Source organism: Streptomyces sp. NPDC047072, assembly GCF_040643855.1.
In the GTDB taxonomy this organism is placed as follows: domain Bacteria; phylum Actinomycetota; class Actinomycetes; order Streptomycetales; family Streptomycetaceae; genus Streptomyces.
Map to the genome: position 1 here is coordinate 55181 of NZ_JBEYVC010000041.1, position 13310 is coordinate 68490.

The window sequence follows — 13310 nt, forward strand, 5'->3', positions numbered from 1 at the left end:
TCGGCCTCGGGCCCCCGGTCGGCCCTGGATCCCCGGTCGGCCTCGGGCCCCCGGTCGGCCCTGGATCCCCGGTCGGCCTCGGGCCCCCGGTCGGCCTCGGATCCCCGGTCCACCCCGAACCCCCGGTCCACCCCGGCCCCCCGGTCGCCCCCCGCTTCCACCGAGGATCCCGGACGCCTCTGCTCCGGCACTCGCGGTACCTCGTCCATCGCCGTCCCCCTAGGGCACCCTTCCACAACCCCGCCAGTCTGCCTTGTCCGTGCCGGGTGCGTCAGCTGTGGAGGGGCTGATCACAGGTGGACGCGCGGTATATCACAAGGCCCTCACGCGCTCTTCGCACACTTCCGCGCCGGAGCGCCAGCGATCGCGCACCGTCCGTGTAGCTGACGGGTCGTCAGATCGGCGCTACCGTGAGCGCCATGGAGACCACCGCGGCACTTCCCAAGATCATCTCCGTCGACGACCACACGGTCGAGCCCGCCGATGTCTGGCAGAACCGGCTCCCGAAGAAGTACCTCGACACCGGACCCCGCATAGTCCGCGCGCCACTGAAGGAGATCAGCTTCCTCGGCGGCAACTTCCGCCCGGTCATGGGCGCCCCCGGCGACGACGGCCCGCTCGGCGACTGGTGGCTGTACGAGGGGCTCCAGCGCCCGCTCACCCGCCTGGACACCGCCGTCGGCTACTCCCGCGACGAGATCAGGCTGGAGGTCATCACCTACGAGCAGATGCGCCCCGGCTCCTACGACGTCCCGCAGCGCCTGGAGGACATGGACGTCAACCACGTCCAGTCAGCCGTCTGCTTCCCCACCTTCCCGCGCTTCTGCGGCCAGACCTTCACCGAGGCGAAGGACCACGAACTCGGCCTGCTGTGCGTGAAGGCGTACAACGACTGGATGGTGGAGGAGTGGTGCGGCCCGCAGGCGCGGGGGCGGCTCATCCCCCTCACCCTGATCCCGCTGTGGGACGCCGAGTTGGCGGCGGAAGAGGTACGGCGGAACGCCGCCCGCGGCGTCCGCGCCGTCGCCTTCTCCGAGATCCCCCCGCACCTGGGCCTGCCCTCCGTGCACTCCGCGGACTGGGACCCCTTCCTCGCCGCCTGCGACGAGACCGGCACGGTCATCGCGATGCACATCGGCTCCAGCAGCCGTATGCCCTCCACCTCCAAGGACGCGCCGCCCGCGGTCGGTTCGACCATCACCTTCGCCAACTGCTGCTTCTCGATGGTCGACTGGCTGATGAGCGGCAAGTTCGAGCAGTTCCCGAACCTCAAGGTGATGTACGCCGAGGGCCAGATCGGCTGGATCCCCTACATCCTGGAGCGCGCCGACGTGGTCTGGGAGGAGAACCGCGGCTGGGGCGGCGTCGCCGACAAGGTCCACCGGCCGCCGTCCGAGATCTTCACCGAGCACGTCTACGGCTGCTTCTTCGACGACGCGTTCGGGCTGCGGAACCTCGACGCGATCGGCGTCGGGAACGTCCTGTACGAGACCGACTACCCCCACTCCGACTCCACTTGGCCCAAGTCCCGCGAGGTCGGCGAGGCGCAGATGGGTCACCTGGCGCCGGACGTCGTGGAGCGGATCGTGCGCGGCAACGCGATCGAGCTGCTGGGCCTCACCCCTGAGGGGCTCTGGTCCCCCTGACCGTCGGCGAACTCGGGGGCAGCTTCCCCGGCTTCGCCCCGTCGATCGCCGTCACCAGCGGCCCCGCCGAGGCGACCAGCACCGCCCGCCCCGCGACCCGGACGCGGTCCACGACGTCCCACTCGTCGCCGGAGTTCTCCGCGGCCATCCGGGCCGTGGTCCACAGCACCTTGCCGGTGTTCCGGTCCACGGCCAGGACGCGGCCGCTGGAGGTGGCGTAGAGCACCACCCGGCCCGTGAGCACCGGCATGGACAGGCCGTCCTGCTGGAGCTGTGTCGTCCACAGGCGCCTGCCGTCGCTGATCCGGTACGCCGAGGCCTCGCCGTTGTCCCGGACCGTGAAGGCGGTGCCGTCGGCGACGGCGACCTTGGAGGTGTCCGGCTCGTTCAGCGCGAACCCCTTCAGCCGCTTGCCCGAACCGTCCAGGGCGAAGATGTGGTTGGCGCGGTTCTCCACGGAGTCACTGGTCTGCCGGACCACCACCGCCGAACCGCTCACGCCCACCGGGTCCACGAAGGTCCGCGGACCGGACTTGTACGTCCACTGGGTCGCACCGGAGGCGGAGAGCGCGTAGAACGCGGGCTCCTGCGTGCCCGAGCCGCACTCGGCGAACAGCCGCCCGCCGGACGCGACCGCCGTGCAGTCGCCCCCGTCGTCCTGGTAGCCGGTGTGGAAGGTCCACCGCTCCTCGCCGGTGCGGATGTCCAGCGCGTGCAGCCCCCGCGCCTGCTGGAAGTCGGTGACCAGCAGGTCGTCGGTGACCGCGGACTGCCCGGCGTAGCCCTTCACGGTCCACAGCACCTTGCCGGTGGCCGGTGAGACGCCCGTGACGTGTCCGTCGCCGGGGTGGTTCGCCACGTCCTCCCGCTGCTCGACGACCGTGCCGCCGCCCACGCCCACCAGGTTGTACGTCTTGCTCTGCTGGGCGTCCCCGTGGAACCAGGCCACGGAGCCGTCCGCGACCCCGATCCGGGCGACGGACCCGTCGGACTCGCAGAACAGGGAGGCGCCCGAGAGCCGGCAGGTCGGCGGGCCCCCGGTCTGGTTCCACTCGGCCGGGACGACGCCCGCCTTCCACGGCCCCTTCCAGCCCGCGGGGAGCGCGCCGCTCACCCGGGCCGGCGTCGCCGCCACCGGCGACTTCCCGGAGCCGGCCGCCTCGACCCCGTCGTCCAGGGCCGCCCACGTACCGCCGCCGACCAGCAGGGCGAGGGCGGTGCCGAGCGCGATCCGGGTCGTCGTACGACGTCTGCCGGACCGGGAGGAGGAGGCGCTGGTGGGGGTGTCCGCGCGGCCTCCGGGGCCGCGGGTCACCGGCTCGGGGGCGCCTCCCGCGGCCCGCGCGACCGGCGTCCCGTCGTCGTCCGGCAGGGTCCACAGGGTCTTCAGCAGGACCTCCGCGCGGGGCCGCGCCTCTGGGTCCTTCTCCAGGCAGGGGGCCAGCGTCCTGCGCAGCGCGTCGGGCACGTCCGTCAGGTCCGGCGGCTCGTGGACCACCTGGAAGGCCGTCATGAACGGGGTGTCCCGGGTGAAGGGCTCGCCGCCGGTCGCCGCGAACACCAGCACCGACGCCAGTGAGAAGATGTCCGAGGCCGGACCGACGTCCCGGGGTGCGCTGAACTGCTCGGGAGACATGAAGGGTGGGGTGCCCATCACCCGGCCGGTCGTGGTGAGGGCCTGGTCGTCCGAGTCGCGGGAGATCCCGAAGTCGATCACGCGGGGACCGTCGTCGGAGAGCACGATGTTGGACGGCTTGAGGTCCCGGTGGACCACCCCGGCCCGGTGGATGTCCCGCAGCGCCTCGCAGAGGCCGACCGCCAGCTGCCGCAACTCCGCGCCGCGCAACGGCCCTTGCCGCCGCACCCGCTCGCTGAGCGTGTCCCCGGCCACGAACGCGGTCGCCATCCAGGGGCGCGGCGCCTCCGGGTCCGCGTCCACGACGGCCGCCGTGAACACCCCGCTGACCCGGCGCGCGGCCTCGACCTCCCGCCGGAACCGCACCCGGAACTCGTGGTCCGCCGCGAACTGCTGGTGCACCACCTTCAGGGCGACCCGCCGCCCGGACGCCGACCGCGCCTCGTAGACGACGCCCATCCCGCCGCTGCCCAGCCGGGAGGTCAGCACGTAGTCGCCGACGACGCGCGGGTCTTCGTCGGTCAGCGTCACAACTCCTCCTGAGGGCCGGGGCGATCGCTCGAAAGGTTATTACGACGCCCGGACGGCCCGGAGGCGGACGTGAGTCTTGTCTCCGGAGCCGGGCGCCCGCACTATATGACGGTCCGTCAGATCGAGGGGGTCTTCGTGGAGTACGGCATCCAGCTCCCCGTCCAGTCCCAGAGCACGCTCTACGCCGAGCCCTGGGAGGCCGCCGCGGGGCCGCCCGAGCTGGTGGAGATCGCGCGGGCCGCCGACCGCGCCGGGTTCGCCTACGTCGCCTGCTGCGACCACGTGGCGATCCCGCGCCGCCTCGCGGCCGCGATGGGCACCGTCTGGTACGACCCGGTCGCCACCCTCGCCTTCCTGGCCGGGGTGACCGAGCGGGCGCGGCTGCTCAGCCATGTCGCCGTGGTGGGGCTACGGCATCCCCTGGCGACCGCGAAGCAGTACGCCACCCTCGACCGGCTGAGCGGCGGGCGGCTGATCCTCGGGGTCGGCGCCGGGCACGTGGCCGAGGAGTTCGAGGCGCTCGGCGTCGACTTCGAGCGGCGCGGGAGCGTGCTGGACGAGTCGATGGACGCGCTCCGTGCGGCGCTCGGCCCGGAGGAGTTCCCCGAACACCACGGCAGGCTCTACGCGTTCGAGGGGCTCGGCCAGCAGCCGCGCCCCGCCCAGCCTCAAGTCCCCGTGTGGGTCGGCGGGTCCTCGCCCGCCGCCGTCCGCCGGGCCGCGCTCAAGGGCGACGGCTGGCTGCCCCAGGGCGATCCGCGCGACCGGCTGCCCGCACAGATCGCACGGATCCGGCGGCTGCGCCAAGAGGCCCGCATCGACGGGCCGTTCACCGTCGGGGCCATCGCCGAGCCGCTGTATGTCGGTGAGCCCGGGTGGGAGGTCGGCCGCCGCACGCTCACCGGGCGGCCCGAGGAACTCGCCGAGTCCCTGAGGGCGTACGGCGCGATGGGCGTCGACCAGCTCCAGGTGCGGTTTCGAAGCCGGGACGCCGGCGAACTCCTGGACCAGATAAGGGTGTTCGGCGCCGAGGTGGGGCCGCTCCTGAAAGCCTGAACTGTCGTTGAAAGCTTGAACAAGTCCCCGCCGGGCCGCGTATGTACGGACGTACGGACGTGACGGCTCCGGCGGAAGGACCGTAAGTGCGCACCTCCGGCAACTCCCCCCACAGCTCCCCGCCCCGCCTCTCCGTGGCCCTGGCCTGCGCGGACGGAGACTGGCCGCACGCGGACTGGCCGGCCCCGGACGATCCGTACGTCGGCCGGATCGTCCGGCTGGCACGGCCCTTCCGGGTCCCCGACGGCATCGACGTCGTCGTCCTGCGCTGCGACGAACCCCTGGAGGCGCTGGGGGAGTTGGCGGGCTCCGGCGCTCCCGTCATCGTGGTCAGCGGCCACCACGACACGGAGACCGTCGTCGAGGTGTTCCGGCGCGGGGCGGGCTACCTCGTGGAGGGCGACCACTGCACCTGCATGCTCTCCTCGGCCGTCGTCGGCGCCACCGTCGGCCACACCTACCTCTCGCCGTCCGCCTGCGCCGCCCTGCGCGAGGGCGCCCGGCACACCCCCGCGGCGGGAGCGGCGATCGAACGGCTGCGGGCGCTGCTGTCACCGCGCGAGCGCGAGGTCATGGAGCTGCTGTCGACCGGTCTCGGCGCCCAGGAGATCGGGCTGCGGCTGCGGCTCAGCGAGAAGACCGTCCGCAACAACCTCAGCAACATCTACGCCAAGCTCGACGCGCGCGGCAGCACGGACGCGGTCCTGCGCTGGCTGGGAGCCACGCCCGTGCCCGCGCCCGTGCTTCGCACCTGAGAACCGGCTAAGGCGCCGGAACCTCCGACAGCGGGATTTCCACGTCCGTCACGTTCCCCCCGCCCTCACCGAAACCGGGTTCCGAGCGGAGCGCCCGTGTGGAGTTCACCAGACCGGAGGCTTCGGGCGTTCCGCACTTCACATTGCGCAGCCACAACCGCCCGTCCGGAGTTCCGTTGTTCAGGATCTGCGGATAGAAGACGTGAATCGTCGCGGCCCCCTCGCTCGGCGAGAAGAACACGGTCTGCCCGTCCTGCGGTTCCTTGTACGTGGCCTTGATGAAACCGCTCACGTCGGTGCGCTTGTGCGACCACATGAAGAAGCCGATGCTGTCCGCCTGCACGGTGTCCGTCCGGTCGAAGGCGAGCGTGGTCTTGGTGTCGTCCCGGGTGATGTTGACTTCCTTGGTCTGGAACTTCGCGCCGATCTCGAAGAAGGAATTGCCCAGCTTGATACCGCTGTCGGCGATGAAACCCTCCTCCAGCTGAATGGTCCGGGTCACCGAGGCGCTCACACTGAACGTCTTCGTGGTGGTCGAGGCGTTTGAGCAGTTGTCCGAGACGGGGGAGACCCGCTCGTTGGGGCCGAGGCTGTTCTGCTTGAACTGGACGTCCACGAACTCGCAGTTCGCGAGTTTCTCGGAGTCGGCGCGGCAGTCGGCCGTGACCTCCGAGGGGGTGGCGGCACCGGCCGGGTTCAGCAGGGTGGCACCGGCGGCGACGGCGACCGCGGGCGCGGCGACCATGAGCGCCAGACGCTTCCTGCGGCTGCGTCGGCCGTGACTTCTGGACATGAGGGTTTCTCCTGGTGAGAGGGGGTGGCGGGTCAGCAGTCCTCAAGGACGGTCTTCGCGGTGCCGTCCACCACTCCGGGCGCGCCCGCGGCGCCCGGCAGCATGCTGGGCCCCTCGACGACGTCCTGGAGGACGAAGTTCTGCTCGGGGGTGGGGTTGTTGGCGAAGTCGCCGGGGAAGGCGTCGATGCGCACCCGCCATTCACCGGTCATGCGTTGCATCTTCGGCGTGAACTGGATGTGGGCGACCTTTCCGACCGGCACCTCCACGGTGTCCTTGCTGCCGGCCTTCGCGGTGTTGGTCGTCATGTCGAGCGAGCTCCTGTGGACCGACCAGGTGCCGCTCAGCACACCGAAAAGGCCGCCCGAACCGCCCTGCACGGTGGCGATCTGCTTGCCCTTCCCCTGGGCCACCTCGGACTCCCAGCTGATGGAGACCTTGGCCGGATCGGTGGCGTTCGGCTCGCAGTTGGGGAAGTCGATGGACGCCTTCTCGGTGGGGCCGTCGAAGGTCTCGAACTTCGTCTCCACGAAATCGCAGTTGTCGGAGCCGAAACTCGGCCCGGCGATGGGGTGGCCGCCGAAGTCCTCGATGGACTGCTGTTTCCCGCTCAGCACCTCGGCCCTTTTGCACAGGTCCATGATCTGGGCCGGGGTCTTCTCCTCGGCCGCGTTCGCCGACGGCAGCAGGACGGTGACGACGGCACCGCCGGTGGCCAGGGCCGCGCCGATCGCCACGTACCGGACCTTCTTGTTCCTGAGTCTCCTCCTGGCCACGCCAGTCTCCGTTCTTGGGGGTGGCTTTGCCTTTCCGTGACGGATTATTGGCGGACCGCACAGGGCGTGCACAGAGGCAAATGTCCCTACTCGTAGGTCACTTGCCATCTGACGTTCCGTCAGATCCGGCGCTACGATGCGAACTCCACCGATGCGAAGGGGTTCGCCATGGGCAAGCTCGACGGACGCGTCGTCCTCGTCACCGGCGCGGCGCGCGGGCAGGGGGAGCAGGAGGCCCGGCTGTTTTGCGCGGAGGGCGCCGAGGTGGTCGTGGCGGATGTGCTGGACGAGCAGGGGGAGGCGCTCGCCGAGGAGATCGGCGCCGGCTACGTCCACCTCGACGTGAGCCGGGAGGACGAGTGGCGGTCCGCCGTCCGGGCTGTCGTCGAGGCGCACGGCCGGATCGACGGGCTGGTCAACAACGCCGGGATCCTGCGCTTCAACGCCCTGCTTGACACCCCGCTCGACGAGTTCATACGGATCGTCGAGGTCAACCAGGTCGGCTGCTTCCTCGGCATCAAGTCGGTCGCGCCCCGGATGTCCGACGGCGGCACGATCGTCAACACCGCCTCCTACACGGGCGTCACCGGTATGGCGGCGGTCGGCGCCTACGCGGCCAGCAAGCACGCGATCCTCGGGCTGACCCGGGTCGCCGCGCTGGAACTGGCCCCGCGCGCCATCCGCGTCAACGCCATGTGCCCGGGCGCGATCGACACGGCGATGTCCAACCCGGCGGCCCTGGACCCCTCGATGGACGGCGAGGAGGCCGCGCGGGGGCTCGACCGCTTCTACCGCAAGCTCGTGCCGCTCGGGCGGATCGGGCGGCCGGAGGAGGTGGCCCGGCTCGCGCTCTTCCTCAGCTGCGAGGACTCCTCCTACATCACCGGGCAGCCGTTCGTGATCGACGGCGGCTGGCTGGCCGGGGTCTCGCTCGGCTGACGGGCCGTCATGTCTTGACCATCCACGCGCCCGGTGCCACAGTCGGCGGCAGATCGCGAATCTGACGGAGCGTCAGAAACAACTGGGGACGGTGAACCTCCTTGGAATTCGGGCTCTTTGTACAGGGATACGTGGGCAAGCGGGCCGAGACCGATCCGCTCGCCGAGCACAAGGCGCTGATGGAGGAGACCGAGTACGTCATCCAGGCGGACCGGTCCGGCTTCAAGTACGCCTGGGCGTCCGAGCACCACTTCCTGGAGGAGTACTCCCACCTCTCCGCGAACGACGTGTTCCTCGGGTATCTCGCCCACGCCACCGAGCGGATCCATCTCGGCTCGGGCATCTTCAACCCGCTCGCGCAGGTCAACCACCCGGTGAAGGTCGCCGAGAAGGTCGCCATGCTCGACCATCTCTCCCAGAACCGCTTCGAGTTCGGCAGCGGCCGTGGTGCCGGTTCGCACGAGATCCTCGGGTTCATCCCCGGGGTGACCGACATGAACTACACCAAGGAGATCTGGGAGGAGACCATCGCGGAGTTCCCCAAGATGTGGCTCCAGGACGAGTACCCGGGCTTCCAGGGCAAGCACTGGTCGCTGCCGCCGCGCAAGATCCTGCCCAAGCCGTACGGGAAGGCCCACCCGGCGATGTGGTACGCGGCCGGCTCGCCGCCGTCGTACGCGATGGCCGCGAAGAAGGGGCTCGGGGTCCTGGGCTTCAGCGTGCAGAAGGTCTCCGACATGGAGTGGGTCCTGGAGCAGTACAAGACGGCTGTGGTCGATGCCGAGCCGATCGGGGCCTTCGTCAACGACAACGTGATGGTGACGACGACGGCGATCTGCGCGCCGACGCACGCGGAGGCGATCGAGATCGCGGTGAACGGCGGGCTGCACTACCTGCCCTCGCTGGTCTTCCGCTACCACGACACCTTCCCGCGGCCCGAGGGCTTCCCGGTGTGGCCGGAGACGCTGCCCGAGTACACCGCCGAGTTCGTCGAGGTCCTCATCGAGGAGGAGCTGCTGATCTGCGGCGACCCCGACGAGGTGGTCCGGCAGTGCAAGCGGTGGGAGCAGGCGGGCGCCGACCAGTTGAGCTTCGGACTGCCGGTCGGGGTGCCGAAGGAGGAGACCCTCCAGACGATCCGGCTGATCGGGGAGCACGTCATCCCCAAGATCGACACGGATCCGGTCCACCGCACCACGAGGTTCCGCGAGTCCGCGTAAAGGGGGTTCGGTTCCATGCTCGACCACCTCATCAAGGGAGCGACCGTCGTCGACGGCACGGGCACCCCCGCCCGCACCGCCGACGTCGGCATCCGGGACGGCCGGATCGCCGCCGTCGGGGACGTCACCGAGGACGCCCGCACCACCGAGGACGCCGGCGGGCTCGTGCTCGCGCCCGGGTTCGTCGATCCGCATACGCACTACGACGCCCAGCTGTTCTGGGATCCGTACGCGACGCCCTCGCTCAACCACGGGGTCACCACCGTCGCCGCCGGGAACTGCGGGTTCACGCTCGCGCCCCTGAACCCCGCCCGTCCCGACGACGCCGACTACACGCGCCGCATGATGTCCAAGGTCGAGGGGATGTCGTTGGTCGCGCTCGAAGAGGGGGCGCCCTGGAGTTGGAGTTCGTTCGGGGAGTACCTGGACGCCCTTGAGGGGCGGATCGCGGTCAACGCGGGCTTCATGGTGGGGCATTGCGCGCTGCGGCGGTACGTCATGGGACCGGACGCCGTCGGCGGGCAGCCCTCCGACGAGCAACTCGCCCAGATGCTACGGCTGTTCCACGAGGCCATGGACGCCGGTGCCTGGGGGTTCTCCACCACCCAGTCCTCCACGCACTCCGACGGCGACGGCAAGCCCGTCGCCTCCCGGCACGCGCTGCCCGCCGAACTGCTCGCGCTCTCCCGGGCCGTGGGGGAGCACGAGGGGACGCAGATCGAGGCGATCGTCGCCGGGTGTCTCGACCAGTTCAGCGACGCGGAGATCGAGCTGTTCGCCGAGATGAGCGCGGCGGCGGGCCGGCCGCTCAACTGGAACGTGCTGACCATCGACTCGGCCGTCCCCGAGCGCGTGCCCCGCCAACTCCTCGCCAGTGAACGGGCCCGCAAGGCCGGCGGCCGGGTCGTCGCGCTGACCATGCCGATCCTCACGCCGATGAACATGTCGCTCGGCACCTTCTGCGCGCTGAACCTGATCCCCGGCTGGGGCCCGGTCCTCGGCCTCCCCGTCCCCGAACGGATCGAGAGACTGCTCGAACCCGCCGTACAGAACGAGCTGTTGCGGCACTCGCAGGCCAAGGAGGCTGGGGTCTTCCGGCGGCTGACCAACTTCGGGCGGTACGTCATCGGGGACACGTACAGCGAGGCGAACCGCGGGCTGACCGGGCGGGTCGTGGAGGACATCGCGGCCGAGCGGGGGCAGTCGCCGTTCGCGACGCTCGTGGAGATCTGTGTGGCCGACGAGTTGCGGACCGTGCTGTGGCCGATGCCGACCGACAACGACCCGGCGTCCTGGGCGATGCGGGCCGAGGCGTGGCAGCACGAGGACGTCCTGCTCGGCGGCTCCGACGCCGGGGCGCATCTGGACCGGATGTGCGGGGCGCCGTACACGACCCGGTTCATCGGGGACTGTCTGCGCGGGCGGAAACTGACCTCGCTGGAACACGCCGTGAAGATGCTCACCGACGACCCCGCCCGGCTCTTCGGACTGCGTGAACGCGGCCGGATCCAGGAGGGTTTCCATGCGGACCTCGTCCTCTTCGACCCGGAGCGGATCGACGCGGGCAAGGCCACCCTGGTGCACGACCTGCCGGGTGACAGTCCGCGGCTGGACTCCCGGGCGATCGGGATACGGGCCGTGTGGGTCAACGGCGTCGAGGCGATCCGCGACGACGCGGTGAGCGGGGCCGTCGCGGGCCGGGTGCTGCGCTCCGGGCGGGACACCCGGACGGTGAGCACGAGGTGAACTCCCCAGAAGAACAACGGCTGTTCATCGGCGGGGAGTGGGTGACCCCGGACGGCGGGCACTACGAAGTGGTCGACCCGGCCACCGAGGAGACCGTCGGCCGGGCCCCGGAGGCCTCGCGGGATCAGGTGCACGCGGCCTGTGCCGCGGCCCGCGAGGCCTTCGGACCGTGGTCGCGCACGGCGCCCGAGGAGCGGGCGGCGGTGTTGGAGAGGACCGCGCGGGTCATCGGCGAGCGGTTCATGCAGTACGCCGAACTCGCCCAGGCCGAGACCGGGGCGACCACGGGTGTCGCGCGCGCGATGCAAGTCGGTGTCGCCGCCGCCCGGTTCAAGCGGTACGCGCGCGTCGAGCCCGCCGAGTGGGCGATCCCGCCGCAGATCAACGAGGCCGGGCCGATGGGGAAGGCCGCTGTGATGGGCGCGCTGGCCGTACGGCAGCCGGTCGGGGTGGTCACCTGCATCACGTCGTACAACAACCCCTGGGCGAATCCGGCGGGGAAGGTCGCGCCGGCGCTCGCCATGGGCAACACGGTGGTGGTGAAGCCGGCCCCCCAAGACCCCTTGTCCGTCTACCGGATGGCGGAGGCGCTGGAGGAGGCCGGGGTGCCGCGCGGGGTCGTGAACGTGGTCAGCGGCCGCGCGGTGGAGGTCGGTGAGGCCGCCGTCGACTCTCCGGACGTCGACATGGTCAGCTTCACCGGCTCCACGGCGGTCGGCCGGCGCATCGGCGAGGTCTGCGGGCAAGCGCTGAAACGGCAGTTGATGGAGCTGGGCGGGAAGGGCGCCGCGCTCGTCTTCGCGGACGCGGACCTCGGCTCGGCGGTGGCCGGAATCGGCACCACCTTCTCCTTCTACAGCGGCCAGATCTGTACGGCGCCCACGCGGGTGCTGGTGCAGCGGCCGGTGTACGAGCGCCTGGTGGAGCAACTGGCCGCTTACGCTGGGCGGTTGAAGGTCGGGGACCCGCGGGAGGCCGGCACGGTGGTCGGGCCGGTGATCTCCGCCGCGCACCGGGAGCGGGTGGAGTCGTACGTCGAACTCGGCCGCAAGGAAGGCGCGGAGGTGGTCGTCGGCGGTGAACGGCCGGCGCTGGAGCGGGGGTTCTACGTCGGCCCGACCCTGTTCGCCGAGTGCCGGGCCGACATGCGGGTGGTCCGGGAGGAGATCTTCGGGCCGGTGGTGACGGTGACGCCGTTCGACGACGAGGAGGAGGGCATCGCCCTCGCGTCCGCCACGGAGTACGGCCTCATCGACTACGTGTGGTCGGCGGACGTGGCCCGGGCCTTCCGGGTGGCGCGGCGGTTGCGGGCCGGCGGGGTCGGGGTGAACACCGTGGGCCGCAACATGGAGGCGCCGTTCGGGGGCTTCCGGAAGAGCGGGGTCGGGCGGGACTGCGGGTCGTACGCGCTGCACGCCTACAGCGAGGTGCAGTCGATCGTCTGGCCGGGGTGAAGTGAATTCTTCGCGGTTCTTTTTCGGACAGGTGAACCATTGTCCGTGCCGGGCCGTTGTGTTCGGGTGTGGAGGGCGAAGGAATGGCACAGTCCTCCTGACGAACAGTCAAGAATCCTTCCGGAGAACAGACTTGAAGCTGAACAAGCGCATGACGCTGACCGCTGTCGCCGCTCTCGCCGCCACCGCCGGAACCTTCCTCAGCACGACGGCCGGTCACGCCGCCGCGTCCGACCCCGCCCCCGCCGCAGTGAAGGCTCCGGCCGCGCTCGCGGTCCCCGACGGCAACAAGCTGACCGCCGTGTTCAGCGCCCGGGGCGTCCAGACCTACACCTGCACCGACGGCGCCTGGAAGCTCCTGGAGCCGGCCGCCACCCTGAGCGACAAGAGAGGCCGCACGGTCGCCCTCCACTCCCGCGGCCCGGTCTGGGTCTCCACGGTGGACGGCAGCGCGGTGAACGCGGCGGCGATCGCCAACTCCCCGAAGACCGGCACCATTCCCGAGCTCCTCCTCCAGGCCACGGCCACCCGGGGCACGGGCGAGTTCGGAGGCGTCTCCTACATCCAGCGCCTGAACACCACCGGCGGCGTGGCCCCGGCCGGCACCTGCACCGGCACGGACCAGGTGGGCGTCCAGTACACGGCGACGTACGCCTTCTACAAGCCGGCGAAGTAACGCGGGCTCCTGAACCGGCGCGGGGGGGGGGGGCCCGGGGGGGGGGGGGCCCCCCCCCCCCCCCGCCGCCGGGGGGGACTGA

11 protein-coding genes and 1 pseudogene are annotated in these 13310 nt (G+C 71.0%); 8 read left to right on the plus strand and 4 right to left on the minus strand.

Annotated elements, in window-relative coordinates:
* Positions 1 to 209 (minus strand): annotated as a pseudogene (locus ABZ896_RS19815) (hypothetical protein); the annotation flags it as partial.
* 201 nt (positions 210 to 410) lie between these two features.
* On the opposite strand from ABZ896_RS19815, the gene ABZ896_RS19820 reads away from it, so the two are divergent.
* Positions 411 to 1646, plus strand: coding sequence for an amidohydrolase family protein (locus ABZ896_RS19820; RefSeq protein WP_360930259.1), 1236 nt, complete (start codon positions 411 to 413; stop codon positions 1644 to 1646).
* Here ABZ896_RS19820 and ABZ896_RS19825 read toward each other — a convergent pair.
* Entirely contained in the window at positions 1618 to 3813 is a 2196-nt protein-coding gene (locus ABZ896_RS19825) for a PQQ-binding-like beta-propeller repeat protein (protein ID WP_360930262.1), read from the minus strand. The genes ABZ896_RS19820 and ABZ896_RS19825 overlap by 29 nt on opposite strands.
* A 105-nt stretch (positions 3814 to 3918) precedes the next feature.
* Here ABZ896_RS19825 and ABZ896_RS19830 point away from each other — a divergent pair, with 105 nt between their 5' ends.
* Both ABZ896_RS19830 and ABZ896_RS19835 read left to right on the plus strand, forming a co-directional pair.
* On the plus strand, positions 3919 to 4869 hold the full coding sequence (locus ABZ896_RS19830; RefSeq protein ID WP_360930302.1) for an LLM class F420-dependent oxidoreductase: 951 nt from the start codon (positions 3919 to 3921) through the stop codon (positions 4867 to 4869).
* 86 nt (positions 4870 to 4955) lie between these two features.
* Entirely contained in the window at positions 4956 to 5624 is a 669-nt protein-coding gene (locus ABZ896_RS19835) for a response regulator transcription factor (protein WP_360930265.1), read from the plus strand.
* A 7-nt stretch (positions 5625 to 5631) separates the two neighbouring features.
* Here ABZ896_RS19835 and ABZ896_RS19840 read toward each other — a convergent pair whose 3' ends face one another.
* Both ABZ896_RS19840 and ABZ896_RS19845 read right to left on the minus strand, forming a co-directional pair.
* A complete protein-coding gene (locus ABZ896_RS19840) occupies positions 5632 to 6417 on the minus strand; it encodes a hypothetical protein (RefSeq protein WP_360930268.1) in 786 nt (261 codons plus the stop codon).
* Positions 6418 to 6449: 32 nt separating this feature from the next.
* Entirely contained in the window at positions 6450 to 7193 is a 744-nt protein-coding gene (locus ABZ896_RS19845; protein WP_360930271.1) for a hypothetical protein, read from the minus strand.
* A 168-nt stretch (positions 7194 to 7361) separates the two neighbouring features.
* Here ABZ896_RS19845 and ABZ896_RS19850 point away from each other — a divergent pair, with 168 nt between their 5' ends.
* The 5 genes from ABZ896_RS19850 (at position 7362) to ABZ896_RS19870 (ending at position 13228) form a co-directional block, all read left to right on the plus strand.
* Positions 7362 to 8132 (plus strand): glucose 1-dehydrogenase, encoded by a 771-nt coding sequence (locus ABZ896_RS19850; protein ID WP_360930274.1) that lies wholly within the window; start codon positions 7362 to 7364, stop codon positions 8130 to 8132.
* A 101-nt stretch (positions 8133 to 8233) separates the two neighbouring features.
* The gene (locus ABZ896_RS19855) at positions 8234 to 9352 is read left to right on the plus strand and encodes an LLM class flavin-dependent oxidoreductase (RefSeq protein ID WP_360930277.1); all 1119 of its coding nucleotides are present in this window, start codon (positions 8234 to 8236) and stop codon (positions 9350 to 9352) included.
* Between the two features lie 15 nt (positions 9353 to 9367).
* On the plus strand, positions 9368 to 11098 hold the full coding sequence (locus ABZ896_RS19860; protein WP_360930280.1) for a D-aminoacylase: 1731 nt from the start codon (positions 9368 to 9370) through the stop codon (positions 11096 to 11098).
* Positions 11095 to 12552: an aldehyde dehydrogenase family protein gene (locus ABZ896_RS19865; RefSeq protein ID WP_360930282.1), complete on the plus strand. Its 1458-nt coding sequence runs from the start codon at positions 11095 to 11097 to the stop codon at positions 12550 to 12552. The genes ABZ896_RS19860 and ABZ896_RS19865 overlap by 4 nt, the downstream gene beginning before the upstream one ends.
* 133 nt (positions 12553 to 12685) lie before the next feature.
* Complete coding sequence (locus tag ABZ896_RS19870; RefSeq protein WP_360930285.1) at positions 12686 to 13228, plus strand: DUF3455 domain-containing protein; 543 nt, start codon at positions 12686 to 12688, stop codon at positions 13226 to 13228.
* Positions 13229 to 13310: the final 82 nt, after the last annotated feature.

Bases quoted from the DNA above. Each gene is read 5' to 3' on its own strand.
- ABZ896_RS19860 (WP_360930280.1), top strand. From the start codon at position 9,368: ATGCTCGACCACCTCATCAAGGGAGCGACCGTCGTCGACGGCACGGGC.
- ABZ896_RS19830 (WP_360930302.1), top strand. From the start codon at position 3,919: ATGACGGTCCGTCAGATCGAGGGGGTCTTCGTGGAGTACGGCATCCAG.
- ABZ896_RS19840 (WP_360930268.1), bottom strand. From the start codon at position 6,417: ATGTCCAGAAGTCACGGCCGACGCAGCCGCAGGAAGCGTCTGGCGCTC.
- ABZ896_RS19850 (WP_360930274.1), top strand. From the start codon at position 7,362: ATGGGCAAGCTCGACGGACGCGTCGTCCTCGTCACCGGCGCGGCGCGC.